Source organism: Gordonia sp. UCD-TK1 (assembly GCF_001691435.1).
Taxonomy (GTDB): domain Bacteria; phylum Actinomycetota; class Actinomycetes; order Mycobacteriales; family Mycobacteriaceae; genus Gordonia; species Gordonia hongkongensis.
Genome location: NZ_LZMP01000027.1, coordinates 24,744 through 51,441, shown reverse-complemented (window position 1 = coordinate 51,441; position 26,698 = coordinate 24,744). Strand labels below are relative to the sequence as shown.

Genomic DNA, 26,698 nt, shown 5'->3' with positions numbered 1-26,698 from the left:
CGACGAAGGTGTGCGTGCGCTTGTGCACATCGGCACCGATAACGATCATGGAAGATGCCTTCCTGTCAGAGTGGAGTGGCGACAGTCGGGCCGGTCGGCGGACACATCTCAGTCGGGGCGATGCCACGCTCCTATCAAGTCACGCCGGCCGGTCCTGACACACCAGGCATCGGCACAATGAGCCAACACCAGCCCAATACAGCCAGGGGCGGTAACCAGCGGTAGAGCCAGATGCCTGATGGTCAGAACCCAACCACCACCGAAGTGGCTAGACAACCCTGACACTGAAACCAGCGGTAGGGCGCCAGACAGAAACGTCGATCACCCCGGCAACCGCGTGGATGCTGCCGGGGTGATCGAGGTATGGAGATGTGGCGACGGATCAACCGTCGGACCGACCGGGGTCGGCGTCAGATCAGAGCTTGTTGACCGCGAGGGCGATGGCCGACTTCTTGTTGGCGGCCTGGTTGGCGTGGATGACGCCCTTGCTGGCAGCCTTGTCGAGCTTGCGGCTGGCGGTCTGGCCGAGCTCGGCGGCCTTCGCCTTGTCGCCGGACTCGACAGCCTCACGGAAGCTGCGGATCGCGGTACGAAGGGCCGACTTCACCGACTGGTTGCGCTGGCGGTTCGCTTCGTTGGTGCGATTGCGCTTGATCTGAGACTTGATGTTTGCCACGCGTGTTACCTCTGTCGTTGCTGGTGGATATGTCTGTCTGTTCGGGTCGGGCGGTCGGCCCTGGGGCTGAACTCGCACCGGGCGGCGTCGGCGCGTGAAGCATCTCCACGGCGTCACCGCAACAGCGCACAACATTACCAGCCGGGGTCAGCCCGCCAAAATCCGTGCGTCGGGAACGACGGGCCGCCGCGTCGGCGGATAAGAATCATCGTGAACTTATGTCTACGGTGGACCCATCATGTCCGTCGTTTACGTACACATCGGCCTTCCCAAGACCGGGACCACACACCTCCAGGATCGACTCTGGCGAAACCGCGACCTGGCGTTGCAGTCCTCCGGGCTGCTGTACCCGGGCAACGTGATCTCGGATCACTTCCATGCCGCGGTCCATCTGCAGCCGGAGCGATACCTCGACTGGGTCGATCCCGCCTTCGCCGGCACCTGGCCGACGCTCCTCGGTCAGATCCGGGCGTGGCCGCAGGTCTCGCTGCTGTCGCACGAGCTGTACAGCACCGCGACCGTCGACCAGATCGAACGGTTGATGGCCGACCTGTCCTTCGCCGACGAGGTCCACGTGATCGCGACCGTCCGCGACCTCGGCCGCCAGCTCCCGTCCGTGTGGCAGGAGAACGTGAAGAACCAGCGCCGGGCGTCGTTCGACGAGTTCGTGGATTCGGTGGCCTTCGCTTCCGAGGGGCGCCGGACCGGCGGTCCCGTTGTCGTCAGTACCCCCGCTGACGATGCCCCCGCCGACGAGGTCGACGAGGAGCCGTTCTGGGAGTTCCAGGACTACGTCGGCATCTTGGAACGCTGGTCCCGTTTCGTCGGACCCGAGCGCGTCCACATCGTCACGGTGCCGCCCCGCGGGGCCGCGTCGGGCGACACGCTCTGGGATCGGTTCCTGCGCGTGATGAACATCGATCCGGTCCCGCTGCGGATCCCGGTCCCCAGCCTGAACAGCTCGCTGTCCGCGCCGCAGGCGGAATTCCTGCGCGGCCTCAACCGCCGCCTGCAGCCGGACGTCATCGAGTGGCGCCGATACGAGCGGATCATCAAGGGTCAGGTGATCGGGGAGATCCTGTTCGAGGCGCCGTCCGGCCCGCCGCAGGGACTCTCGGACAAGAGCCGGGAGTGGGCGGCGGGTGAGTCCCGGCGGATGGTCGCGGCGGTTCGCGACGCCGGCTACGACGTCGTCGGTGACCTCGACGATCTGGTGGTGTCGCCCGAACACGACGCCGGCGACGTGCCGCCGCCGTCGGACGGCGAGGTGCTCGACGTCGCGCTCGACACGATCGCGGCGATGGTGCTCGCGGCGCCCTTGCCCAAGGTCGGACCCCGTGCGCGGACGCGGGCGGCGAATGTGGTGCGCAGGGTCAAGCGGCGGGTGATCGCCGCGCGCCGATCATCCTGATCGGTGGCCCCGGAACGGCGGTGCGGCTTCGTCGATGACACGGCCGGTCGACGTCCTGCCAATTTCGGCATTCTGTAGCACCATGGCAGTTTATGACCCCCGCATCGACAAGTGCGCCAGCCAAGAAGGCGGCGCGTAAGTCCGCAGCCGCGAAAGCGGCGTCGTCCACCTCGTCGGGACGGACGGCCTCCGCCAAGTCCGGTTCGACCAAGGGTTCCGGTTCCGGCAGCCGGTCGGCGAAGGGCGCGGGCGACGCAACCACCGGGGAGAATTTCACCGGCAACTTCGGCGGGTACGCAAAAGGCCCGTACGGCAAGGCCTATGACGAGATGTTCGATGCCGCCGGCGAGGTGCGGACACCGTACCGCGGTATCTACAAGGCCATGGCCGACGAGGATCAGTCCGACCTCGTGGAGGCCCGTGTGGAGGCCCTCGGGCGTGCCTATCTCGACCAGGGTGTGACGTTCTCGCTGTCCGGCAAGGAACGCCCCTTCCCGTTGGATGTTGTGCCACGGGTGATCTCGGCGGCGGAGTGGAACAAGCTCGAGGCGGGTATCACCCAGCGCGTACAGGCGCTGGAACTCTTCCTCGACGACATCTACGGCGAGCAGGAGATCCTGCGCGACGGGGTACTGCCMAAGCGACTCGTCCACTCCTGTGAGCACTTTCATCGACAGGCGGCAAACATTCGGCCGCCCAACGGTGTTCGCATCCACGTCGCGGGTATCGACCTGATCCGCGACGAGAACGGCGACTTCCGGGTCCTCGAGGACAATCTGCGGTCGCCGTCGGGCGTCTCCTATGTGCTCGAGAACCGGCGCGCGATGGCCCGCGTCTTCCCGGACCTGTTCTCCAAACACAAGGTGCGTGCGGTCGCCGACTACCCGAGCCACCTCCTGCGCGCGCTACGCGCGTCGGCGGCGTTCAACGAGGCCGACCCGAACATCGTCGTGCTGACCCCGGGCGTGGCCAACTCGGCCTACTTCGAGCACTCGCTCCTCGCACGCCTGATGGGCGTCGAGCTGGTCGAGGGCCGTGACCTGTTCTGCCGCGACAACGTCGTGTACATGCGCACGACCGAGGGGGAGCAGCGGGTCGACGTCATCTACCGCCGCATCGACGACGACTTCCTGGATCCCATGCAGTTCCGGCCGGATTCGATGCTCGGCGTGGCGGGGCTGCTGAACGCCGCGCGCGCGGGCAACGTGGTGATCTCCAGTGCGGTCGGCAACGGCGTCGGCGACGACAAGCTGATCTACACCTACGTGCCGGAGATCATCCAGTACTACCTCGGCGAGAAGCCGAGTCTCCAGAACGTGGACACCCTACGCTGCTGGCTGCCCGACGAATGCGAGGAGGTGCTCGACCGCATCGACGAACTCGTCGTGAAACCCGTTGAGGGATCGGGCGGTTACGGCATCGTCTTCGGCCCCGACGCGACCGGCGCCGAATTGGACGCACTGGCACGCAAGGTCCGCAACGATCCGCGCGGGTGGATCGCACAGCCGGTCGTGCAGCTGTCGACGGTGCCGACGAAGATCGGTGACGCCATCCGGCCGCGCCATGTTGACCTGCGTCCGTTCGCGGTCAACGACGGTGAGTCCGTGTGGGTCCTGCCCGGCGGCCTGACCCGGGTGGCGCTGCCGGAGGGATCGCTCGTCGTCAACTCGAGCCAGGGCGGCGGTTCCAAGGACACCTGGGTGCTGGCCTCGCGCACATCCGAGGGGGACCGGGAGTTGTCGGGTGCGAAGGTCGTGACGACGAGCGGTGTCGCCGCCGCCCGGCCGGCGGAGAGCGCCCCCGACCCGGTGCACACGCAGACTCAACAGCAACAGCAGGGTTCGATGATGCAGCAGTTGGGTGGGACGCAGCAGATGGGCTCCATGATGCAGCAGTTGGGTGGGACGCAGCAGATGGGTGGCATGACGCCGCAACCGAATTCGACGACCGCGTCCGGCGACATGACACAGCAGCAGAGCGGTGATGTCCGATGATGCTGGCGCGTAACGCCGAATCGCTCTACTGGATCGGCAGATACGTCGAGCGCGCCGACGACATGGCGCGCATCCTCGATGTCGCGATCCACCAGATCCTCGAGGACACCACGGTCGACGTCGACCGGCAGGCGCGCCTGATCATCCAGGTGCTCGGGCTCACCGCGCCGGAGGACGACGACGAGCTCGACGTCTGGTCGCTGACCGAACGCGTTGCCTACGACGCCGACGCGGTGGGGTCGATCGTCGACCTGATCCGGGCGGCGCGGGAAAACGCCCGTGGCGCACGCGAAGTCACGTCCAGCGAGTTGTGGGAATGTCTGAACACCACCTACAACGGACTCGACGGCGCCGAACGGCGCTCGCGTCGACTCGGTCCCCACGAGTTCCTGTCGTACGTGAAGAACCGGGCGGCGATGTTCGCGGGCCTCGCGGACGCCACCCTCAGCCACGACGACGGCTACCGATATCTGTTGCTGGGTCGGTCGGTGGAGCGGGTCGACATGACCATCCGGATGTTGCTGTCCCGCGCCGGAGATCGGACGACGTCGCCGGCCTGGGTGAACGTCCTCGTGTCCGCCGGCGGGCACGACACCTTCCTGCGGACCTACCGCGGTGTGTTGGACGCGGAGAACATCGTCGAGTTCATGCTTCTCGACCGGCTGTTCCCACGGTCGATCTTCCACGCCCTCAGCGTCGCCGAGCGCAATCTGGGCCAGCTCGAGAGTGGGCCGAGCCGGGTCGGGGCCCAGGCCGAGGCGCAGTTGTTGCTGGGCCGCGCGCGCAGTTCGCTCGAGTTCCTCGAGCCCGGGAAGTTGCTCGACGATCTGCAGGACCGGCTCGTCGACCTGCAGGACACCTGCCGCGCGGTCAACGAGGCGGTCACGAAGCAGTATTTCCATGTGTCGCCCTATGTCTCGTGGGCCGACGCCCGCGTCAGCGACGGGCATGTCATCGAGGAGAGTGAGCTGTGAGCTGGCGTCTGCGTGTTGTCCATTCCACGGGTTTCGCCTACCACAGTCCGGTCACCTCGTCGTACAACGAAGCTCGGCTCACCCCGCGCAGCGACGCCCGCCAGAACGTGATCGTCAACCGGGTCGAGACGGTCCCGGCGACCAGGTCCTACCGGTACACCGACTACTGGGGTACCGCGGTCACCGCCTTCGATCTGCACGCGCCGCACAACGAACTCGAGGTCTCGGGGCTGTCGGTCGTCGAAACCGAGGCCGGACAACGCCCCGACGAGGAGGACCAGGTGTCGTGGGACGACATCAACGGCGAGGCGATCAAGGACCGCTACGACGAGATGCTGTCCTACACGGAGTTCGTCGCCCGTAACAGGCAGCTGCTCTCGACCGCGAAGAAGGTCACCAAGGGACTGACGCCCCAAGAGGCTGTCGAGGCCGTGTGCCGCTTCATCTACACCGAGATGGAATACGTCCCAGGGACGACGGGTGTGCACACCACGGCTGTCGATGCGTGGACCGATCGCAAGGGCGTGTGTCAGGACTACGCGCATCTCACCCTGCTGATGCTCCGCGGGCTCGGCATTCCCGCCCGGTACGTGTCGGGGTATCTCCATCCCGAACCCGACGCCGAGATCGACAAGACGGTGCAGGGTCAGAGTCACGCCTGGATCGAGGCGTGGACGGGCGGCTGGTGGGGATACGACCCGACCAACGACACCCCGATCACCGAGCAGCATGTGTCGGTGGGTGTGGGTCGTGACTACGCCGATGTGTCGCCGCTGAAGGGCATCTACACCGGCGGCGGCGCGACCGACCTCGACGTCATCGTCGAGATCACCCGGCTCGCCTAGGATTCCGTCCTCCGGGTCACCGCCAGCCGTAGTGCCCGCGGAGTTCCTGCGCGACGGCGTCGAACGTCGTGCGGTCGAGGATCGCGCCTTCCCGGCGGATGCCGTCGTCGTCGACGACGAGCACGCGGTCGAGGCGGACGAAGCTCGGCCGGCCCTGGGAATCCCATGCGCCCGACCCGACGGGAAGCCAGTTGCCGTCATCCCGGTGGTCCTTGCTCGACAGCATGAGCCCGAGCACGGTGTCGGACCGGTCGGCCCGGGCGTCTCGGCCGACGACCAGGACCGGCCGGTCCTTTCCCTGGTTCGGGTCGTCCTCGTAGGCGACCCAGGTCCACACGATCTCGCCGGGGTCGGCGTCGCCGTCGAGGTCGGGGGAGTAGCTGATGGTGCGGGCGAGATCGGTTGTCGGCCGAAGTGCGGGCCGGGCATCGCGACTGGTCACCGTAAGGAGTCCTCTCCGGAGATGTGGGGTAGCAGGAAGTCCTCGACCGCGTCCGCGGTGAGGGCTGCGGTGGGTTTTCTCTTCGGGTTGAGGTCGTGTCCGACCTTTTCGAGTTCGACGATGTGTGTCGGCGCGTCGATGAGGCCGATCGCGCGGGTCATCTCGTCGGTGGTGCCGAACGGGTCGGTGCTCCCGTGGACCACCAGGGTGGGGACGGTGATCGACGGCAGGTGTTCGGTGCGCAGTCGGTCGGGCTTGCCCGGCGGATGCAGCGGATACGACGTCAGCAGCAGGCCGTCGGCCAGAGTTGTTCCGTCCTCGGCGACGGCCATCGAGGACTGTCGCCCGCCATAGGAGTGGCCACCGACGATCAACGGCCCGTCGAGCTCGGCGCGCAGCGTTGCGCACGCGGCACGGATGCCGTCCCGGTCGGCGGCGGCGGTGGACGGGCTGGGCGGGCCCTTGGGCCGGCGCCGTCGATACGGCAGGTCGATCCGGGCGACGACGAACCCGCGGTCGCACAGTTCCTCGGCCAGGGCACGCAGGATCACGGCGTCGCGGTTGCCGCCTGCGCCGTGGGCGAGGACGAGCGTGGCACGTGCCGGGATCCCCGGGCGGTGTACCTCGGCGGCGACGTCGTCGGACTCGATGGTGGTGACGGTGGACGCGGACACGGCTGCCACCGTAGCGCCTTCGGAGGTGCTCGCGGACTTCTCCGATCCCTGAGGAGGCCCGGAGCCTGCGGAGGGCCGTCTCGAAGGGTGCGACGTGGCCGGACGCGCCACGCGGGCCGCTCATGAGAAACTGGAGGACAACCCGTATCCGTACCCGTTCTCTACCGAAGTTCTCGTTCGAGGAGTAGTTCCATTCCCACCTTCGCCGACACCACCTTCACCGATCCGGCACGTATCCGGAACTTCTGCATCATCGCCCACATCGACCACGGCAAGTCGACGCTGGCAGACCGGATGCTGCAGCTCACCGGCGTCGTCGAAGAGCGGCAGATGCGGGCGCAGTACCTCGATCGAATGGACATCGAGCGCGAGCGCGGCATCACCATCAAGGCGCAGAACGTCCGTCTGCCCTGGACGGTGAAGTCGGCGGAGGGCGACGAGGACTACGTCCTGCACCTCATCGACACCCCCGGGCACGTCGACTTCACCTACGAGGTGTCCCGCGCTCTGGAAGCGTGCGAGGGAGCTGTCCTGCTCGTCGACGCCGCGCAGGGCATCGAGGCCCAGACCCTCGCCAACCTGTATCTGGCGATGGAGAACGACCTCACCATCATCCCGGTGCTCAACAAGATCGACCTGCCCGCGGCCGACCCCGAGCGCTACGCTGCCGAACTCGCGCACATCGTGGGTTGCGAGCCGGAAGAAGTTCTGCGTGTGTCGGGCAAGACCGGCGTCGGGGTCACCGAGCTGCTCGACGAGGTCATCCGGAAGGTGCCGGCTCCGGTGGGCGACTCCGACGCCCCGGCGCGGGCGATGATCTTCGACTCGGTGTACGACACCTATCGCGGCGTGGTCACCTACGTCCGGGTCGTCGACGGCAAGATCGTGCCGCGGGAGAAGATCCTGATGATGTCGACCGGCACGACGCACGAGCTGCTCGAGGTGGGCATCGTGTCCCCGGAACCGAAGCCGACCACGGGGCTGGGTGTCGGCGAGGTCGGTTACCTGATCACGGGTGTGAAGGACGTTCGCCAGTCGAAGGTCGGTGACACCGTCACCACTGCCCGCCGGGGTGCCGAGCAGGCGCTGACGGGGTACCGCGAGCCGCGCCCGATGGTCTACTCGGGGCTGTACCCGCTCGACGGCTCCGACTACCCGGTGCTGCGTGAGGCGCTCGAGAAGCTGCAACTCAACGACGCCGCCCTGACCTTCGAGCCGGAGACCTCGGTCGCGCTCGGCTTCGGCTTCCGCTGCGGCTTCCTCGGTCTGCTGCACATGGAGATCACCCGCGAGCGTCTCGAGCGCGAGTTCAACCTCGACCTGATCTCGACGGCCCCGAACGTCGTCTACCGGGTGGTCATGGAAGACGGTTCGGAGCATGTGGTGACCAACCCGTCGGACTGGCCGGAAGGCAAGACCCGGCACATCTACGAACCCATCGTCAAGACCACCGTGATCGCGCCGAGCGAGTTCATCGGCGCGATCATGGAGCTGTGTCAGTCGCGTCGAGGTGAGCTCGGCGGGATGGACTACCTGTCGGAGACGCGCGTGGAACTGCGGTACACGCTGCCCATGGCCGAGATCATCTTCGACTTCTTCGACGCCTTGAAGTCGCGGACGCGTGGCTATGCCAGCCTCGACTACGAGGAGGCGGGCGAGCAGGAAGCCGATCTGGTGAAGGTCGACATCCTGCTCCAGGGCGAGGCCGTCGACGCGTTCAGTGCGATCGTCCACAAGGACGCCGCCTATGCCTACGGCAACCGGATGGCGATCAAGCTCAAGGAGCTCATCCCGCGCCAGCAGTTCGAGGTTCCGGTGCAGGCCGCCGTCGGCTCGAAGATCATTGCGCGCGAGAACATCCGAGCCATCCGCAAGGATGTGCTCGCGAAGTGCTACGGCGGCGACATCAGCCGTAAGCGCAAACTGCTCGAGAAGCAGAAAGAGGGCAAGAAGCGGATGAAGACCATCGGCCGCGTCGAGGTCCCGCAAGAGGCCTTCGTGGCCGCGCTCTCCACCGACGCGGTGGGTGACAGGCCGAAGGGGAAGTGATGGGCGACGGGCAGACCGGGAGTGGGGAGACGATGACCGCAGCGCAGGGCACCAATCCGGTACTGGCGCAAAGCGGCCTGCCCTACGACCTCCCCGACTTCGCGTCGATCTCCGACGACGACTTCCTGCCGGCGTTCACCGAAGCGATGGCGTCGCATGTGGCCGAGGTGGAGGCGATCGCGGCCGACCCCGCGGCACCGACCTTCGCCAACACGATCGAGGCCCTGGAGTTGTCGGGGCGCGACCTGGCCCGGGCGTCGGGGATCTTCTTCAACCTCGTCGGGCCCGACACGAACCCCAGACGCAACGCGATCTCCCAGGAGCTGTCGACGCTCCTGACCGATCATGCGAACGCGATCGCGATGAATCCGGTTCTCTTCGAACGGATCTCCGACCTCCATTCGCGCGCCGACGAACTCGATCTCACCGAAGCCCAGCGCCGGTTGCTCGACAAGCGGTACCGGGAATCGGTCCGCGCCGGAGCCGGACTGGACCCCGACGCACAGCGTGAGATGCGGGAGATCGCTTCTCGCCTGGCCTATCTCACGACGACGTTCTCCCAGAAGATCCTCGACGACACCAACGATTCGGCGGTGCTCGTCGACGATGCCGCCGAACTCGACGGTCTGTCGGCCGGACAGATCGCCGCCGCCCGCCGTGCCGCCGGCGAGGCCGGGCACGACAGCGGATACCTCGTCACACTCGAACTTCCGACGAGCCAGTCGGTGCTCACCAAATTGACGAATGCCGATGTGCGCCGGCGGGTGTTCGATGCGTCGGTGGGGCGGTGCGCCCGAGGCAACGAACACGACACCCGGGAACTGGTCCTCGAGATCGTCCGCCTGCGGGCACGCCGAGCAGAGATGCTCGGCTACCGGGACCACGCCGAATACGTGATCGCCGAGCAGACGGCGCCGGACCCGGGGGCCGTCGACGACATGCTGCGCGAGCTCAACTCCTCGGCCATGCGTGCCGGTGGCCGAGAACTCACCCGGCTCACCGAGTTCGCGGGTGACGCGCCGATCGGCCCCGCCGATCTCACCTTCTGGCTCGATCGGGAGAAGCGGTCGCACTCGGCGGTGCCGCTCGACGACTTCGCGAACTACTGCGAACTGGACGCGGTGCTGACCCGGGGTGTCTTCTTCGCCGCGAACAAGCTGTACGGCCTGACCTTTCGGGAGATCACCGATCTCCCGCTGTACCACCCGGATGTGCGCGCCTGGGAGGTACGCGACGACGCGGGCGTCGGTATCGGGCTCTTCCTCGGCGACTTCTTCGCCCGGCCGTCGAAACGCGGCGGGGCGTGGATGAACAACATCGTCGACCAGTCGTCGGTCCTGCACACCCAGCCGATCATCGTGAACGTGCTGAACCTGACCAAACCCGATGCCGGACAACCGTGTCTGCTCACGATGGATCAGCTCACCACGCTCTTCCACGAGTTCGGGCACGCCCTGCACGGGTTGTTGTCCTCGGTGGAGTATCCGTCGCAATCCGGGACGTCGGTACCGCGGGACTTCGTCGAGTTCCCGTCGCAGGTGAACGAGATGTGGGCGCTGCACCCGGACGTGCTGGCGAACTACGCCCGGCATCACGAGACCGGAGAGCCGATCCCGGCCGAGCTCGCCGATGCGGCGCGGGACTCGGCGGGAGCCGAATCCGCGCACGGCACCATCGAATACCTCGCCGCATCCTCGCTGGACCTGGCCTGGCACCGGTTGTCGGTGGCAGAGGCCGAGGCGGTGGCCGACGTCGAGGCCTTCGAGGCGCAGGCGCTCACCGACGCGGGATTGCACACCGAGCTGATCCCGCCGCGCTACCGGAGCTCGTACTTCAACCACATCTTCGGTGGCGGCTACTCCGCCGGGTACTACAGCTACATCTGGTCGGAGGTACTCGACGCCGAGACCGAGCAGTGGTTCCTCGCCGAGGGCGGGTTGCGTCGCGAGAACGGCCGCCGGTTCGCCGACGCCACTCTCTCCCGCGGAGACAGCGTGGATCCGCTTGTCGCACATGAGGGCCTGATCGGTCGCCGGCCGCGTATCGAACCGCTGCTGCGGCGCCGGGGGCTCGCGGCCTGATCGGGTCCCGGTCATGACGACGACGCGCACCCCGCGCCGGGACCTGTCGGCGTTCGCGGTGCTGAGCATCGTGACCGCGATCGTCGTGATCGGTCTCAAACTGATCGCGTGGCGAGTCACCGGCTCGGTCGGTCTGCTCTCCGACGCGCTGGAGTCCACCGTCAACCTCGTTGCGGCGATCGGTGCGTTCGTCGCGCTGCGGGTGGCGGCGAAGCCACCGGATCGGAGCCACAACTTCGGGCACACCAAGGCGGAGTACCTCTCGGCGGTGTTCGAGGGGGTGATGATCGTCGTCGCGGCGGTCGTCATCGTCGCGACGGCCGTCGACCGCCTGCTCCACCCGGAGGAACTGGACGAAGTCGGCATGGGACTGGCGATCTCGGTGGGCGCGACGGTGGTCAACGCGGTCGTCGGCTGGGTGCTCATCCGCGCCGGTCGACGTCATCGGTCGCTGACCCTCGAAGCCGACGGCCGGCATCTCATGACCGACGTGTGGACGACGGCCGGCGTGGTGGTCGGTGTGTTCCTGGTCGCCGTGACCGGCTGGCTGCCGCTCGACCCGCTGATCGCCATCGCGGTGGCTGCCAACATCCTCGTCGTGGGCGGACGGTTGGTCTGGCGATCCGGTGCGGGACTGATGGACTCGGCGCTGCCCGACGACCTGCGCGCCGCGATCGACGCCGTCCTCGCGCGTCACCGCGCCGACCGGATCGACTTCCACGACGTCCGCACGCGGGAGGCCGGCCATGAACGGTTCGTCCAGTTGCACATGCTCGTCCCCGGTGACTGGTCGGTGCAGCGCGCGCACGATCTGGCCGAGACGATCGAGGACGAACTCCGCGCCGCGGTCGACGATCTCACCGTGACCCTGCATGTCGAACCGATCAACGACCCACGCGCCTACGAGGACTGGCGGTTGGACTGAGCGCGTTTCGGCTCGTCGTGCTCAGTGATTCGCCGGCTGGAAGGTGGCCTGGTGGGCGGCTTCCTCGGCGCGGATCACATGCATCACCGCGTTGATGAGGGCGAGGTGGGTGAACGCCTGCGGGAAGTTGCCGAGGTGCTGTCCGGTCTTGGCGTCGATCTCCTCGGCGTACAGCTTGAGCGGGCTCGAGTAGGACAGCAATCGTTCACACAGCGTCTTCGCCCGTGGCAGTTCGCCGATCTCGACGAGGGCCGACACCAGCCAGAACGAGCAGATGGTGAACGTACCCTCTTCGCCGCTGAGGCCGTCGTCGGTCTCCTCGACCCGGTAGCGGAGCACCAGTTCGTTCTCGGTGAGTTCGTCGGCGATCGCGAGAACCGTTGCGCGCACCCGGGGGTCGTCCGGCGGCAGGAATCGCAGCAGCGGGACGAGTAGTAACGAGGCATCGAGTGCGTCGCCGCCGTAGCGCTGGGTGAACACCCCGCGCTCGTTGACCCCGTGCGCCAGGACGTCGGCCCTGATCTCCTCCGCGATCGCCGCCCATTCGCGCGCGTGCGCCTGCTCGCCGTGCATCGTCGCGAGGCGTGACCCGCGGTCGAGCGCGACCCAGCACATCACCTTCGACGACGTGAAATGCTGCGGCTCCCCACGCACCTCCCAGATGCCGCGGTCGGGGTCCTTCCAGTGCTTGATCGCTTCTTCGACCTGGGCCTTCAACACGGGCCACAGCGTCTCCGGCACCGCTTCGTGCGATTTGATGTTGAGGTACACCGAGTCGAGCATCGTGCCCCAGATGTCGTGCTGTGCCTGGTTGTACGCGCCGTTGCCGATACGGACCGGCCGTGCGCCGTCGTAGCCCGAGAGATGGGTCAGCTCTTCCTCTTCCAGGGTGCGTTCGCCGCCGACGCCGTACATCACCTGCAGCGGATGACGTTCACCGTTGGTGATTCCCGAGACATCGGCGATGAAGGAGAAGAAGTCGTCGGCCTCGCGGTCGAGACCGAGCGTGTACAGACCCCACAGGGCGAAGGTCGAGTCACGCACCCACGCATATCGGTAGTCCCAGTTGCGTTCGCCCTGAGGCGTTTCCGGCAGCGACGTGGTCGCGGCGGCGAGCAGCGCGCCGGTCGGGGAGTAGGTGAGTCCCTTCAGCGTGAGGGCCGAACGCTGCAGATGTGAGCGCCACGGATGATCGGGGAAGCTGCCGATGTTGATCCATTGCCGCCACGACTCGCTTGTCGCCCACATCTTCTGGGCGGCTTCCTCGAAGTTCTGCGGCGTCGGCTGCCGGGACCAGCTGAGTGCGACGAAGCGGTTGTCGCCTTCGACGAGCCGGGTACGTGCCCGCGCTTCGCGACCTTCCAGACCCAGCCGGAGGTCCGTGGTGAGTTTCAGGGTGGGCGTGTCGGCATCGGTGTCCTTGGCCTGTGCGATCGCCTCGCCGTAGGCCGGGCCCGAGTACTCCCACTTCGTCGTCCCGCGGTGGTAGTCGAAGGCAGGTTCGCAACTCATGTGCAGTTCGACGGTGCCGGACACGCAGCGCACGGTGCGCAGCAGGATGTGTTCGGCGTCCCAGTCGGTGGGTGTCCGGCGGTGCGTCTTCGAACGACGTTCGTTGTCGTGCCACGGACCCATGACCAGTGCGTCACGGACGATGATCCAGCCGGTGTCGGTCTGCCAGGTGGTCTCGACCATCAGGCTGCCGGGCAGGTAGCGCCGATCCACCGGGACGTTCACGCCGTAGGGCGCCAGTCGGAAGTGGCCGGCACTACGGTCGAGGATGGCGCCGAAGACGCTCGGTGAATCGGGCCGGGGTATGCACATCCACTCGATGGAGCCGTTGCGCGCGATGAGACAGTTGGTCTCGGTGTCGGACAGGAACGCGTAGTCGCCGATCGGCGGGAAGGCGCTCGTGTGCGACGGAGCCGGAGGAGCCGCCGGGGAGACGTCGGCGTCGGCCGCGGTCCCGGATGCCCGCGGCGGCACGGTCGGCAGGGACGTTACGGTGGAGTCATCTGCGACAGACATGAGTTCCATCATTGCGACGGGTTCTCGCCGACGCCACTCGGCTCCCGTGAGCGAGACAGTGGCGGTGATCACGGACTCGGAGTGACGCAGATGCCGCGGACGGATATACGGCTGCCCGCGGGAACGAATGCACAGATGACGGGGTGATGAGGTGTCGGCGTTCTTCGACTGGTGGGACAGCGTGGAGGAGTGGCTCACGGGCCTGTCCTTCGTGCCCCAGTTGCTGGTGACCGTCGCCGTCGTGATCCCGGTGGCGATCCTCATCGCCTACGTGCTCAGTTTGCTGGTCGACGCCGCTGCCACGCTGGTCGACCGACGCCGCTTCGCTGACGACGACGGGACCGGATTGTGAAGAAGATACTGCGCTCGCCGGTCACCTTCGCGCTGCTGGCGCTGCTGGTCCTGGTCATCATCGCCTGGCTTGTCACGGGCTGAGCGTCCCAAGCTGGTCGTCACCGGTTGATCTGTGGGTTCGGCAACCCTTCGTGACGGCCCTCCGCAGGCTCCGGGCCTCCTCAGGGAGCGGGTGGTGTTCCGGCCCCTGCGCAGTATGACGAACTCGCTGCGCCTTAGGGTGCGCCCACTTTACTGCTCCCTGAGGAGCGAGCTTGCGAGCGTCACGAAGGGTCTTCGCAACCCCGGTCGCCCAGACCCTTCGTGGCTTCGTCGCTATCGCTCCTCGCACCTCAGGGAGCAATGGGGGTCGCTTCTTTCCGCATTAGGGAGCAGGGGTTGTGGGTTTCCCTAGGGACCCACAGCGCGGCGAACTGACGGTTCAATGTCCGGCGGGGACAGCTCGTTGATCCGCCGCCGTGCGGTAGAGCGACCCGATCGCCTCGATGACGTCCGGATGGGTGCCGAGGGGACCGGCGACGAGGGTGTCGTCGACCAGGGCGTCGAGAACCGACTCGACCCGCTCGGTGAGCAGTCCGGCCGACAGGAAGTACGGACTCACCGCGATACGTCGGGCACCGCCGGCGCGGAGTCGGCGCACGGCCGAGACGACGGCGCGATCGTGCGGCCCCAGCTTGGTCGCGAAGACCACCTCGACCGGCCGGTGGAGCCGTGTCGAGAGTTCGATCGCCCGTAGGCGCACCGAACGATCGGCGGCCGGGTCGGAGGACCCGACCGCGGACAGGATCACACCGTCGTGCGGGCCCAGGCCGGCCTCGATCAGACGGTCCGCCAGTGCCCCGGCCAACGACCGGGTCCCCATGACGTCGGTCTGCCGGGCGGTCGGTCGTCGCGACGCGATGATCGACGGTAGGTCGATCTTGTGGTGGTACCCCGCCGACAGCAGCATCGGTACGACGACGGGACCGTGGTGCGGCGAATCCGACCCGCCCAGCTGTCCGAGAACGTCGCCCACGAGTGGCTCGTCGAGGTCGAGATAGGAGAGCACCACCTCGACACCGGGCAGGCTCGACGCGACGGCGTTCCGCACACGGCGCGCGGTCGCGCCGAAGCGCGGATCGCGACTGCCGTGTGCGGCGAGGACGAGAGTCGGTGTCACACCAACTCTTTGAGATGGAGCGGCGCCAAGGCGTCGCCCACGAGGCCTGCGGCCAGCGTGTTCCCGCCCTGCGGGTCGATGAGCAGGAAGCTGCCCGACTCCCGGTTGACCTGGTAGTCGTCGGCCGGGATCGGCTCGGCGGTCTGCACCGAGATCCGCACGATCTGGTTGAGCTCCACCGACTCCGGAGCCTCCATCAGGGCGAGGTTCTGCTCGTCGAACAGCGCGTCGAGGGCGCCGACGATCGCCTGGGTGGTCTTGGTGCCGTGCTTGAGGAGCAGGCGAGCGCCCGGGCGCAGGGGCTTCTCGGCGAGCCAGCAGACCGTTGCGCTGAACTGCTGCAACGGTTCCGGGGCGTCAGCGGCGGCGGCGATGAGGTCACCGCGCGAGATGTCGACGTCGTCTGCCAGCAGGATCGTGACACTGCGTCCGGTGTGCGCGGTGGGCAATTCGCCGTCGGCGGTGTCGATCTGGCTGACGGTGGTCCGCTGCCCCGACGGCAGGACGACCACCTCGTCGCCGACGGAGACCCGGCCGGCGGCGATCTGACCCGCGTAACCGCGGTAGTCGGGGTGTTCCGGCGTGCGGGGACGGATGACGTACTGGACCGGGAATCGCAGGCCGACGTCGTTGCGCTCCACCAGATTGGGCACGGTCTCGAGATGCTCGATGAGTGTGGGCCCGTCGTAGAAGGAGGTCGTCTCCGAGCGGTGGGCCACGTTGTCGCCGTGCAGCGCCGACACCGGGATCGCGGTGACCTGCTCGTCGGACCAGCCCAGCGATCGGGTGAGTTCGGCGAATTCAGCGGAGATCTCGGCGAACACCGACGCCTGATCGGTGACGAGGTCGATCTTGTTGACCGCGAGCACCAGCTGGGGCACGCCGAGCAGGGCCATCACCGCGGCATGGCGGCGGGTCTGGGCGACGACGCCGGTGCGGGCGTCGACGAGCAGGATCACCAGCTGCGCGGTCGACGCACCCGACACCGTGTTGCGGGTGTACTGGACGTGCCCGGGGGTGTCGGCGAGCACGAACGAGCGCGCGGGAGTGGCGAAGTAGCGGTAGGCGACATCGATGGTGATGCCCTGTTCGCGCTCGGCCCGCAGCCCGTCGACGAGCAGCGACAGGTCCGGGGTGTCGAGACCGCGGTCCACCGACGCCTTCGTGACCGCGTCGATCTGGTCGGCCAGAACGGATTTCGTGTCGTACAGCAGGCGGCCCACGAGCGTGGACTTACCGTCGTCGACACTGCCCGCGGTCGCGATGCGGAGGAGATCAGGAGCGTGCTTCATCAGAAATATCCTTCGCGCTTACGGTCTTCCATGGCGGCCTCGGAGACCCGGTCGTCGCCACGGGTGGCGCCACGCTCGGTCAGCCGCGACGCGGCGACCTCGGCGAGTACGGCCTCGTTGTCCGTGGCGTCGGAGAGGACCGCGCCGGTCGAGGAGCCGTCGCCGACGGTGCGGTAGCGCACCGAGAGGCGCTGCACCTCTTCGCCTTCGCGGGGACCGCCCCAGACTCCCGAGGTCATCCACATGCCGTCGCGCTGGTAGACCTCGCGCTCGTGGGCGTAGTAGATCGACGGGAGGAGCACCTGCTCGCGAGCGATGTAGCGCCAGATGTCGAGCTCGGTCCAGTTCGACAGCGGGAACACCCGCACGTGCTCGCCCGGGGCGTGGCGGCCGTTGTAGAGGTTCCACAGCTCGGGGCGCTGTCGCTTCGGGTCCCACTGGCCGAAGGCGTTGCGCAGCGAGAAGATCCGCTCCTTGGCGCGCGACCGCTCCTCGTCGCGGCGACCGCCGCCGAACACCGCGTCGAAACGGTTCTCGGTGATCGCGTCGAGCAGGGGGATGGTCTGCAGCGGGTTGCGGACTCCGTCGGGGCGCTCGGTGAGCCGACCGTCGGCGAGGTAGTCCTCCACCTTGGCCACGTGCAGCCGCAGGTTGTGCCGTTCCACGACCTGGTCACGGAACTCGAGGACCTCGGGCAGGTTGTGCCCGGTGTCGACGTGCAGCAGCGAGAAGGGCAGGGGCGCAGGCCAGAACGCCTTGAGCGCGACGTGCAGGAGCACGGTGGAGTCCTTGCCGCCGGAGAACAGGATCACCGGCCGCTCGAACTCGCCCGCGACCTCGCGGAAGATGTGGATCGCCTCGGACTCCAGGGCGTCGAGTGTGGTGAACTCGTCGGCCTCCGCGGCGGCGCCGCCCGTCTGGGCAGCGACGACGCCGGGCGTCGCCGGAACGGACGGTGTTTCGGTCACGGTCATGCGTGCAGCCCACATTCTGTCTTGGCGCGACCGGCCCAGCGGCCGCTGCGCGGATCGGATCCGGGTTCGGGTTTGGCGGTGCACGGTGCGCACCCGATGGAGGGATATCCCTCGTCGACGAGCGGATTCACCAGCACGCCGTTGGTGTCGATGTAATCCTGCATGGTCTCGTCGGACCAGGCCGCGATCGGATTGATCTTGACCAGTCCGAAGCCCTCGTCGAAGGAGATGAGCGGGGCGTTGGCCCGAGTCGGTGCCTCCACACGACGGATGCCCGTGATCCACGCGTCGTACCCGGCGAGCCCGGCCTTGAGCGGCACGACCTTCCGCAGTCGGCAGCATTCGCCCGGGTCGCGCGCGAAGAGGTTGCGCCCCAACAGCTCGTCCTGCTCGGCGACGCTGTGCTCGGGGGTCAGGTTCACCATCTCCACGCCCGGTCGAGCGAAGCGAGGGGCAGAATGGTTATAGACCTGCTCGACGGCGTCGCGGCTGCCGATGGTCTCGGCGAAGTGGTATCCGGTGTCGAGGAAGAGCACCTTGACCGGGTCGCCGTCGAGGAGCTCACGGTCGATGTTCTTCACTGCGAGGTCGACCAGGGCCGCGTCCTGCATGTTGGACGCGACGACGAAGTTGGTGCCGAAGGTCTGCGCGGTCCAGCGGATCAATTCCTCCGGGGTGGCGTCGGAACCGAGGTCCGCAGCACCCTTCTCGGCGATGTCCCGCAGCTGGTCCTCGCTGAAGCGCCGGCCCGTACGGGTGGTGGTCTCGATGGTCATCGCAGCGCCTCCTCATCGGCACGAACGGCCCACTGCGCGAACCGTTCACCCTCTTCGCGTTGGTCGACGAAGTTGCGGACCACGCGTTCGATGTAGTCGCCCAGTTCGGTGCCCAGCACCTTGTGCTGGCGCAACTTGCGACCGAAACCCGAGTCCAGGCCCAGGCTGCCGCCGAGGTGGACCTGGAAGCCGTCGGTCTGGTTGCCGTCGGCGTCCTCGACGAGCTGTCCCTTGAAGCCGATGTCGGCGATCTGCGACCGTCCGCAGGAGTTGGGGCAGCCGTTGATGTTCACCGTGATCGGCACGTCGAGCTTCGCGTTGATGTCGGCCAGCCGCTCGTCCAGTTCCGGGGCGAGGACCTGCGAGCGCTTGCGGGTCTCGGTGAACGACAGCTTGCAGAACTCGATGCCGCTGCACGCCAGCAGGTTCCGGCGCCACCGCGTGGGCCGGCCGTGCAGGCCGAGCGGCTTGAGCTCGTCGATCAGCCACTCGACCTTGTCGTCGGGGACGTCGAGGACGATCAGCTTCTGGTACGGGGTGAAGCGCACACGGTCGGAACCGGCCTCGGCGACCGCGTCGGCGGTCTTGGTCAGGATCGTGCCCGAGACGCGACCGGCGATGGGGGAGAAGCCGATCGCGTTGAGCCCGTTGCTCAGCTTCTGCACACCGATGTGGTCGATCGGGCGCTCGGGCTTCTCCGGCGCCGGGCCGTCGATCAGCTTGCGACCCAGGTACTCGTCCTCGAGCACCTGGCGGAACTTCTCGATGCCCCAGTCCTTGACGAGGAACTTCAGCCGCGCCTTGGCGCGCAGACGCCGGTACCCGTAGTCGCGGAAGATCGAGACCACGGCCTCCCAGACGTCGGGCACTTCGTCGAGCGGCACCCAGGCGCCGACGCGCTGGGCGAGCATCGGGTTGGTGGACAGTCCGCCGCCGACCCAGAGGTCGAGTCCGGGGCCGTGCTCGGGATGCACGACGCCGACGAACGCTACGTCGTTGATCTCGTGGACCACGTCCTGCTGGCCCGAGATCGCGGTCTTGAACTTGCGCGGCAGGTTCGAGTACTTCGGGTCGCCGATGTAGCGGCGCACGATCTCGTCGATGGCCGGGGTGGGGTCGAGGACCTCGTCGAGGGACTCGCCGGCGAGCGGCGAACCCAGCACGACGCGGGGGCAGTCGCCGCAGGCCTCGGTGGTCTGCAGCCCCACGCCCTCGAGGCGCTCCCAGATGGTCGGGACGTCCTCGATGCGGATCCAGTGGTACTGGACGTTCTCCCGGTCGGAGAGGTCGGCGGTGTCGCGGGCGAACTCGGTGGAGATCTCACCGAGGGTGCGCAGCTGAGCGACGTTGAGCGCACCGCCGTCGCAGCGCACCCGCATCATGAAGTGGCTGTCTTCGAGGATGTCGATGTTCTCGTCGCCGGTCCAGGTGCCGTCGTAACCCTCGGCGCGCTGGGTGTAGAGACCCCACCAGCGCATCCGGCCGCGCAGGTCCTGTTTGTCGATCGAGTCGAAACCCTGCTTGGAATAGATGTTCTCGATGCGCGCACGCACGTTGAGCGGGTTGTCGTCCTTCTTGACCTGCTCGTTCGGGTTCAGCGGCTCGCGATAACCGAGCTTCCACTGACCCTCGGCGCGGCGCTTGGTCGGACGGGCCTTGCGGGCCGGGCGCGCGGGCTTCGCGGCGGCCGGCTCTGCAGCGGCAGCGTCGTTCGGTGCACCCGGACCGGAAGCGGCGGGGGCGTCGGTGGTGGACGTCATGAACTCTCCTGTGCCGGCGCACAGGGCCGGCGTTCGTTGCACGAGTTACGGGCTGAAACGTGCCGGCATCCCCAGGGAATCGGGGACAAATCGGGGCCGAGACGTCGCTAGATGCGACAGAAAGCGCTGTTGACGCGCTTGAGATCAATGTGGCGGCGAGCTGCGAGCCACACCCCGGGGAAAATCACGCGGTCCATAGTGCCACGCTCCCTATCGGCTCGTCTACTTGGGGTTATTTTCCATCATGATGATGGAAACCAGGCCGGCCTCCACGCCTGCCTGCGCCGCACAACGCCGTCGAGTACTGCGCTGTTCCCGATCTGGGCGACGATTTCCTTCCACGTCGCCGCGATCGGCATCATGGAACGGTGAACGTCGACACCACCACCATCGCAGCCGACCTGGTCGCCGCTGCGTGCCGCGAGGTCGACACGGACGTACCACTCGCGCTGTACCTGCACGTCCCGTTCTGCGCGACCCGGTGTGGGTACTGCGACTTCAACACCTACACGGCGGGTGAACTCGGTTCGTCGTCGTCACCGGAATCGTGGCAGCACGCGGTCGCCCGCGAACTCGAGGCGGCATCGCGGATGCTGGCCCCCGGCCGGCCGGTCTCGACGATCTTCGTCGGCGGGGGCACGCCGTCGCTGCTCGGCGGCGACGGCCTCACACGACTCCTCGACGCCGTCCGGGTCCACTTCGACCTGTCCGACGACGTCGAGATCACCACCGAGTCGAATCCGGAGTCGACCTCGCCGGAGTTCTTCGACGACCTCCGGTCCGCCGGTTTCACCCGCATCTCGCTCGGCATGCAGTCGGCCGCCGCACACGTGCTCCGGCTGCTCGATCGCACGCACACCCCGGGTCGGGCGGTTGCGGCCGCCAGGGAGGCACGAGCGGCCGGGTTCGACCACGTCAACCTCGACCTGATCTACGGCACGCCCGGCGAGACCGACGCCGACCTGCACGCCACCGTCGACGCGGTGCTCGACGCCGGGGTCGACCATGTGTCGGCCTACGCGCTGATCGTCGAGGACGGCACCGCGCTCGCCCGCCGTATCCGGCGCGGGGAGATGCCAGCACCCGACGACGACGTCCTTGCCGACCGCTATCAGATCCTCGACCGTCGTCTGCGTGCGGACGGACTCGACTGGTACGAGGTGTCGAACTGGGCGCGCGGCGAGAAGTCGGTGTGTCGTCACAACATCGCCTACTGGCACAGCAACGACTGGTGGGGCATCGGTCCGGGGGCGCATTCCCACGTCGCGGGCGTGCGCTGGCTGAACGCCAAACATCCTGCGCGCTATGCGAAGTCGCTGGCGGACGGGGTCTTGCCGATCGCTTCGGCAGAACAGCTGACCCCCGAGGACCGGCACCTCGAGGCCGTCATGCTGACCACCCGGTGCCGCAGCGGACTGCCGCGCGACCTCCTCGACGACGCCGAGACCGCGCATGCCGAACAGCTCCGGGCCGACGGACTGCTCACCGCGGCCGACGACGCCTACGTGCTCACCGACGCGGGTCGGTTGCTGGCCGACGGCGTGATCCGCCGCGTGCTCTGGGGCTGACGCGGGGCCGGTTGTCGGCCTACCAGCTCTGATCGGGGCGAGGTGGACTCGTCCAGCCCGTCGATCGCGCACCGCGCCGATGCGCACCGGGGCCGTCGGGCGTGGTCGGGGGCCGGCGCGCCGGGATCTCGGCGGTGTCCTCGAGTTGCTCGTCGAGGGGTTTGGCCGCGTCGGACAGGTCCAGGGCGTCGAGGTCGAGGGTGCGCGCGTGGATGATGTGCCGGTTGCGCAGCGCCGACCGCACCGCGCGATGCAGTCCGTCCTCGAGGTAGAGCTCGCCCTCCCACCGCACGACGTGGGCGAACAGGTCGCCGTAGAAGGTGGAGTCCTCGCTGAGGAGCTTGTCCAAGGCGAGGACCTTGGTGATCGGCGTCAGCTGGTCGAGCCGGAGTTGCCGCGGCGGGATCTTGGCCCAGCCACGCGTCGACAGCCCGTGGTCGGGATAGGGCTTGCCCTCCCGCACCCCCTTGAAGATCATGCGAACTCCTCCGACGCCTCTGCCTCGACGATTGCTGCTCTGCGACGATGCGCCGACGGTCAGTGCGCGACACCACGCCGTGGCACGGTGATCACGATCCCATTTCGTACTATGGAACGCACCCAACTGTATGGCAGGGGATCCGAGTCAGGAGGTGTGCCGCGTGTCTACCACCGATGATCGTCGCTTCGAGATCTTGCGGGCGATCGTGACCGACTACGTCGACACACAGGAACCGATCGGTTCGAAGGCGCTCGTGGAGCGACACCAGCTGGGGGTGTCGAGTGCCACCGTCCGCAACGACATGGCGGTCCTGGAGGCCGAGGGATACATCACCCAGCCGCACACCAGCTCCGGCCGGGTACCCACCGACAAGGGCTACCGGATGTTCGTCGACCGGATCAGCGAGATCAAGCCGCTGTCGGCCGCCGAGCGCCGGGCGATCCTCTCGGTGCTCGACTCCGGCGTCGACCTCGACGACGTGCTCCGGCGCTCGGTGCGGCTCCTCGCCCAGCTGACGAGACAGGTCGCGGTCATCCAGTACCCGGTGCTGTCGGCGGCGACCGTGCGTCACCTCGAGGTCGTCACCCTGTCTCCGTCGCGTCTGCTGCTGGTCGTCATCGTCGACAACGGCCGGGTCGAACAGCGCATGGTGGCGCTGAGCGAAGACCACGACGAGGACGAGATCGCCCGGTTGCGCGATCTGTTCTCGGCCGCACTGCACGGCAAACGGCTCGAAGCCGCGTCGGCCGCGGTCGCCGAGCTCGCCAACTCCGCGCCCGAGGATCTGCGCGGTGCGGTCCTCAACATCGCCACCGTGCTGGTGGAGACCCTCGTCGAACGCGGTGACGATCGGCTGGTGCTGGGCGGCACGTCGAACCTCGCGCGGTCGGCGGCCGACTTCACCCCCGTCGTCGGCGGGATGGACACCGTTCTCGAGGCGCTCGAGGAGCAGGTGGTGGTGCTCAAGATCTTGGCGACGACCCAGGACATGGGCCAGGTCACGGTGCAGATCGGCGAGGAGACCCGGACCGAGAACCTGCGTGGCACCTCGGTCGTGTCGACAGGGTACGGTGCTTCGGGAACCGTGTTCGGCGGCGTCGGTGTGCTCGGCCCCACACGGATGGACTATCCGGGAACCATCGCCTCGGTGGCGGCCGTTGCCAAGTACATCGGCGAGGTGCTCGCCGAACGATGATCGCTGTTTCTCCATGATCGCTGTCGGGCACACCGCAGCGTCGACGGCGGCCGCTCGCGAAGAGGAGCCGGGACGACGGCGGGGACGGCCGGTCCCCGCGCGAGTCGCGCGATCGTGAGAGCACCCGCCGCCAGGCACCAACTGAGACCGAAGGATCACTACAACCGTGGCACGTGACTACTACGCAATCCTGGGAGTGGCGAAGGGCGCCAGTGATCAGGAGCTCAAGCGCGCCTACCGCAAGAAGGCGCGGGAGCTGCACCCCGACGTCAACCCGGGCAAAGAAGACGAGTTCAAAGAGGTCAGCACCGCCTACGAGGTGTTGACCGATCCGGAGAAGCGTCGCATCGTCGATGCCGGCGGTGATCCGCTGGCCGGCGCGGGTGCAGGCGGCTTCGGCGGTTTCGGTGGCGGCGGCGGTGGATTCGGGGACGTCTTCGAGGCGTTCTTCGGCAACGGCGGTGCCTTCGGCGGCGGTGGCGGGGGATTCGGCTCGGGCCGCGGACCCAAGTCCCGTGTCCAGCCGGGTGAGCCGGCACTGGTGAACGTGACCCTGGATCTCGCCGAGTGCGCCAAGGGTGTCGCCAAGGAGATCACCGTCGACACCGCGATCCTCTGCGACGTGTGTACCGGCTCGGGCACCAACGGTGACAGCAAGCCGGTCACCTGCGACATCTGTAAGGGCGCCGGGGAGATCCAGTCGGTGCAGCGCTCCTTCCTGGGGCAGGTCATGACCGTGCGCGAGTGCCCGACCTGCCACGGCGTCGGCGAAGTCATCCCCGACCCCTGCCACAAGTGCGGCGGCGACGGACGCTACCGCTCGCGACGCACGATGACCGTGCGCATCCCCGCCGGGATCGAGAACGGCATGCGTGTCCGCCTCACCGGTCAGGGTGAGGTGGGTCTCGGCGGCGGCCCGGCCGGTGATCTGTACGTCGAGGTCGCCGAACGGCCGCACGAGGTGTTCTTGCGCGACAAGGACGACCTGCACTGCACCGTCAAGGTCCCGATGGCCGACGCCGCGCTCGGCGCCGAGTTCGAGGTGGAGACGATTCTCGGCGACCCGGTCACCGTGACGGTCGCGCCCGGCACGCAGCCGGGCCAGATCGTGAAGCACCGCGGGCAGGGCATGCCGCACGTCAGTTCCGGTGTGCGCGGCACCATGCACGTCCACCTCGACGTCGTCGTGCCGACGAGACTGGATGCGGCGCAGACCGACGCGCTGAAGAAGTACCGCAAGATCGCCGCCGACGAGATCGAGGTCGTCAACACCTCGGCGGCCGCGGCGCCCGGCGGTCTCTTCTCGCGGCTGCGCAACGCGTTCGCCGGGAAGTAGGCACCTCGTGTCCGCGGCGGCGATCTCCGAGTGGATGTACGCGTTCGGGACGGCGGGTTCGCGGTGAGTCCACCGCTGTTCTGGGCGGACTCCGTGCCCGCACCCGGTGCGGACCTGATCCTGAACGGCGCCGAAGGTCGCCACGCGGTCACCGTCGCCCGGCTGGGTGTCGGCGAACGGATCCTCATCGGTGACGGCGCCGGCTCGGTCGGCGGTTGCGAGATCCGAGAGATCACCGCCAAGGACACACTGGTGGCGACCGTCCACGACCTCGCGTTCGAGGCTCGCCCGACCCCGCAGGTGACCGTGGTGCAGGCGCTCCCCAAGTCGGAGCGGTCCGAGCTCGCGGTCGACCTCGCCACCGAGGCCGGCGCCGACGTCATCGTGCCGTGGCAGGCGCTGCGGTGCGTGTCGCGGTGGACGGGCAAGGCGGACAAGGGCGTGGCCAAATGGCGGGCCGCGGCCTCGGCAGCTGCCAAACAGAGCCGTCGACCATGGATTCCGGAGATCACCGACCTCGCGACCACCATCGACGTCCGGGCCCGCTGCGCGGACGCCGTGGCGCGGGGAGGGGTCGTCGCCGTCCTGCACGAGGAAGCCGCGCAACCCCTGGCCCGGCTACCCCTCGCCGACGCCACCGAGATCCTGCTCGTGGTCGGGCCCGAGGGCGGACTCGACGCCGGCGAGGTCGCCGACCTGACCGCGCTCGGTGCGAACTCGGTCGTGCTCGGCCCCGAGGTGTTGCGTACGTCGACGGCCGCCGCGGTGGCCCTCGGCGCGATCGGGGTGCTCACCCGCCGGTGGGCCCGATGAGTGTCGTCGGACGCCGTTCGGTGCGTCGGACCAAGATCGAATACGGCTCTGCGCCTTCCCAATTCGGGCACCTGTACGTGCCTTCCGAGGGGCTCGACGCCGCGACGCCGACGCGGCTCGTGGTGCTTGTCCACGGCGGGTCCTGGTCTGTCGAGTTCGGGTCGACGACCCAGACCGCGATCGCCCGGATGCTCGCCGAACGCGGGGCGGCGGTGTGGAACATCGAGTACCGCCGGGTGGGTGAAGAGGGCGGCGGGTGGCCGAACACCGGCCGGGATGTCCTCGACGCGCTCGGTGCCCTGGACGGTCCCGTCCGCGACCTGCTCCCGCCCGGCGCTGTCGACTTCGCCTCGACCGCGGTCGTCGGGCATTCCGCGGGTGGTCAGCTCGCGGTCTGGGCCGTCGGTCAGCTCGGCGCCCGGACCGCCACGGCCACCATCACCACCGTGATCGCCCAGGCGGCCGTGCTCGACACCGTCGGCGCAGCGGGCCGGGAGTCGGTGCGGGCGTTCATGGGTCGGCCGTTCAGCGAGTCGCCGCGCCGCTACTCCGACGCCTCACCATTGCTGGCGCCGGTGGTCGACGCCCACGTCGTCGCGATCCACGGCGACGCCGATGATCTGATCCCGGTCGAGTCCAGCCGCCGGTACGTCGACGCCGCGATCGCACGCGGACAGTCCGCCGAACTCATCGTCGTCCCCGGTGAGGGGCACGACGCCTTCGTCGACCCGCGCAGCGTCGGCACGCGACAGACGATCCGCGTGCTCGGGATCTGACGGAAATATTGCCTGCTGATCGGCTGTTGCACCGCGATACACTGACCACACCCCTGCCGCCGCGACCGCGTCGTCCGGGGGCGCCGCATCCAGAACCGAACATCCATCCGGACCA

General features: G+C 67.9%; 23 protein-coding genes. 13 read left to right on the top strand and 10 right to left on the bottom strand.

Annotated features, from left to right (window positions below; translation table 11 throughout):
• Positions 1 to 415: 415 nt before the first annotated feature.
• Positions 416 to 676, bottom strand: a complete 261-nt coding sequence (rpsT, locus tag A9310_RS16075) for a 30S ribosomal protein S20 (protein ID WP_004023072.1) — start codon at positions 674 to 676, stop codon at positions 416 to 418.
• 238 nt (positions 677 to 914) lie between these two features.
• Between rpsT and A9310_RS16070 the strand changes: the two genes are divergently transcribed.
• From A9310_RS16070 to A9310_RS16055, 4 genes are all read left to right on the top strand, one after another.
• The gene (locus A9310_RS16070) at positions 915 to 2,087 is read left to right on the top strand and encodes a hypothetical protein (protein WP_065631481.1); all 1,173 of its coding nucleotides are present in this window, start codon (positions 915 to 917) and stop codon (positions 2,085 to 2,087) included.
• A gap of 92 nt (positions 2,088 to 2,179) precedes the next feature.
• Positions 2,180 to 4,081, top strand: a complete 1,902-nt coding sequence (locus A9310_RS16065) for a circularly permuted type 2 ATP-grasp protein (RefSeq protein WP_065631480.1) — start codon at positions 2,180 to 2,182, stop codon at positions 4,079 to 4,081.
• A complete protein-coding gene (locus A9310_RS16060; RefSeq protein WP_058252096.1) occupies positions 4,078 to 5,055 on the top strand; it encodes an alpha-E domain-containing protein in 978 nt (325 codons plus the stop codon). Before A9310_RS16065 ends, A9310_RS16060 begins: the two co-directional genes overlap by 4 nt.
• Positions 5,052 to 5,900 carry a transglutaminase family protein gene (locus A9310_RS16055; protein ID WP_065631479.1) on the top strand — a complete coding sequence of 283 codons (849 nt, stop codon included), beginning with the start codon at positions 5,052 to 5,054 and terminating at the stop codon, positions 5,898 to 5,900. The genes A9310_RS16060 and A9310_RS16055 overlap by 4 nt, the downstream gene beginning before the upstream one ends.
• Before the next feature lie 16 nt (positions 5,901 to 5,916).
• On the opposite strand, the gene A9310_RS16050 is transcribed toward A9310_RS16055, so the two are convergent.
• Complete coding sequence (locus tag A9310_RS16050) at positions 5,917 to 6,342, bottom strand: type II toxin-antitoxin system PemK/MazF family toxin (RefSeq protein ID WP_065631478.1); 426 nt, start codon at positions 6,340 to 6,342, stop codon at positions 5,917 to 5,919.
• Complete coding sequence (locus A9310_RS16045; RefSeq protein WP_065631477.1) at positions 6,339 to 7,025, bottom strand: alpha/beta fold hydrolase; 687 nt, start codon at positions 7,023 to 7,025, stop codon at positions 6,339 to 6,341. The genes A9310_RS16050 and A9310_RS16045 overlap by 4 nt, the downstream gene beginning before the upstream one ends.
• 183 nt (positions 7,026 to 7,208) lie before the next feature.
• Here A9310_RS16045 and lepA point away from each other — a divergent pair, with 183 nt between their 5' ends.
• From lepA to A9310_RS16025, 3 genes are read left to right on the top strand one after another with little or no spacing between them, the layout of a single operon-like run.
• Positions 7,209 to 9,065 carry a translation elongation factor 4 gene (gene lepA, locus A9310_RS16035; RefSeq protein WP_083207408.1) on the top strand — a complete coding sequence of 619 codons (1,857 nt, stop codon included), beginning with the start codon at positions 7,209 to 7,211 and terminating at the stop codon, positions 9,063 to 9,065.
• A 32-nt stretch (positions 9,066 to 9,097) separates the two neighbouring features.
• Positions 9,098 to 11,146 (top strand): M3 family metallopeptidase, encoded by a 2,049-nt coding sequence (locus tag A9310_RS16030; RefSeq protein WP_065631488.1) that lies wholly within the window; start codon positions 9,098 to 9,100, stop codon positions 11,144 to 11,146.
• A 13-nt stretch (positions 11,147 to 11,159) separates the two neighbouring features.
• A complete protein-coding gene (locus A9310_RS16025; RefSeq protein WP_055475488.1) occupies positions 11,160 to 12,071 on the top strand; it encodes a cation diffusion facilitator family transporter in 912 nt (303 codons plus the stop codon).
• Between the two features lie 21 nt (positions 12,072 to 12,092).
• Here the strand turns inward: A9310_RS16025 and A9310_RS16020 are convergent, their stop codons facing one another.
• Positions 12,093 to 14,099, bottom strand: coding sequence for a glycoside hydrolase family 15 protein (locus A9310_RS16020; RefSeq protein ID WP_065631487.1), 2,007 nt, complete (start codon positions 14,097 to 14,099; stop codon positions 12,093 to 12,095).
• A gap of 151 nt (positions 14,100 to 14,250) precedes the next feature.
• Here A9310_RS16020 and A9310_RS16015 point away from each other — a divergent pair, with 151 nt between their 5' ends.
• Entirely contained in the window at positions 14,251 to 14,451 is a 201-nt protein-coding gene (locus tag A9310_RS16015) for a hypothetical protein (protein WP_055475487.1), read from the top strand.
• A gap of 423 nt (positions 14,452 to 14,874) precedes the next feature.
• On the opposite strand, the gene A9310_RS16010 is transcribed toward A9310_RS16015, so the two are convergent.
• Genes A9310_RS16010 through A9310_RS15990 form a run of 5 tightly spaced genes read right to left on the bottom strand, consistent with a single transcriptional unit; the run spans position 14,875 to position 20,414 of the window.
• Entirely contained in the window at positions 14,875 to 15,612 is a 738-nt protein-coding gene (locus A9310_RS16010; RefSeq protein WP_065631475.1) for a sirohydrochlorin chelatase, read from the bottom strand.
• On the bottom strand, positions 15,609 to 16,904 hold the full coding sequence (locus A9310_RS16005; RefSeq protein WP_065631474.1) for a sulfate adenylyltransferase subunit 1: 1,296 nt from the start codon (positions 16,902 to 16,904) through the stop codon (positions 15,609 to 15,611). Before A9310_RS16005 ends, A9310_RS16010 begins: the two co-directional genes overlap by 4 nt.
• The gene (cysD, locus tag A9310_RS16000) at positions 16,904 to 17,893 is read right to left on the bottom strand and encodes a sulfate adenylyltransferase subunit CysD (protein WP_175401149.1); all 990 of its coding nucleotides are present in this window, start codon (positions 17,891 to 17,893) and stop codon (positions 16,904 to 16,906) included. The genes A9310_RS16005 and cysD overlap by 1 nt, the downstream gene beginning before the upstream one ends.
• Positions 17,875 to 18,654 (bottom strand): phosphoadenylyl-sulfate reductase, encoded by a 780-nt coding sequence (locus A9310_RS15995; RefSeq protein WP_065631472.1) that lies wholly within the window; start codon positions 18,652 to 18,654, stop codon positions 17,875 to 17,877. The genes cysD and A9310_RS15995 overlap by 19 nt, the downstream gene beginning before the upstream one ends.
• Positions 18,651 to 20,414, bottom strand: a complete 1,764-nt coding sequence (locus A9310_RS15990; RefSeq protein WP_065631471.1) for a nitrite/sulfite reductase — start codon at positions 20,412 to 20,414, stop codon at positions 18,651 to 18,653. Before A9310_RS15990 ends, A9310_RS15995 begins: the two co-directional genes overlap by 4 nt.
• Positions 20,415 to 20,782: 368 nt before the next feature.
• Between A9310_RS15990 and hemW the strand changes: the two genes are divergently transcribed.
• On the top strand, positions 20,783 to 21,982 hold the full coding sequence (gene hemW, locus A9310_RS15985; RefSeq protein WP_065631470.1) for a radical SAM family heme chaperone HemW: 1,200 nt from the start codon (positions 20,783 to 20,785) through the stop codon (positions 21,980 to 21,982).
• Positions 21,983 to 22,001: 19 nt separating this feature from the next.
• Here hemW and A9310_RS15980 read toward each other — a convergent pair whose 3' ends face one another.
• Positions 22,002 to 22,460, bottom strand: a complete 459-nt coding sequence (locus A9310_RS15980; RefSeq protein WP_058252083.1) for a type II toxin-antitoxin system VapB family antitoxin — start codon at positions 22,458 to 22,460, stop codon at positions 22,002 to 22,004.
• A gap of 163 nt (positions 22,461 to 22,623) precedes the next feature.
• Here A9310_RS15980 and hrcA point away from each other — a divergent pair, with 163 nt between their 5' ends.
• From hrcA to A9310_RS15960, 4 genes are all read left to right on the top strand, one after another.
• On the top strand, positions 22,624 to 23,658 hold the full coding sequence (gene hrcA / locus A9310_RS15975; RefSeq protein ID WP_055475525.1) for a heat-inducible transcriptional repressor HrcA: 1,035 nt from the start codon (positions 22,624 to 22,626) through the stop codon (positions 23,656 to 23,658).
• Between the two features lie 166 nt (positions 23,659 to 23,824).
• Positions 23,825 to 24,994 carry a molecular chaperone DnaJ gene (dnaJ, locus tag A9310_RS15970; protein WP_065631469.1) on the top strand — a complete coding sequence of 390 codons (1,170 nt, stop codon included), beginning with the start codon at positions 23,825 to 23,827 and terminating at the stop codon, positions 24,992 to 24,994.
• 63 nt (positions 24,995 to 25,057) lie between these two features.
• The gene (locus A9310_RS15965) at positions 25,058 to 25,807 is read left to right on the top strand and encodes a 16S rRNA (uracil(1498)-N(3))-methyltransferase (protein ID WP_065631485.1); all 750 of its coding nucleotides are present in this window, start codon (positions 25,058 to 25,060) and stop codon (positions 25,805 to 25,807) included.
• Positions 25,804 to 26,583 carry a S9 family peptidase gene (locus A9310_RS15960; RefSeq protein ID WP_065631486.1) on the top strand — a complete coding sequence of 260 codons (780 nt, stop codon included), beginning with the start codon at positions 25,804 to 25,806 and terminating at the stop codon, positions 26,581 to 26,583. Before A9310_RS15965 ends, A9310_RS15960 begins: the two co-directional genes overlap by 4 nt.
• The last annotated feature ends 115 nt before the right edge of the window (positions 26,584 to 26,698 follow it).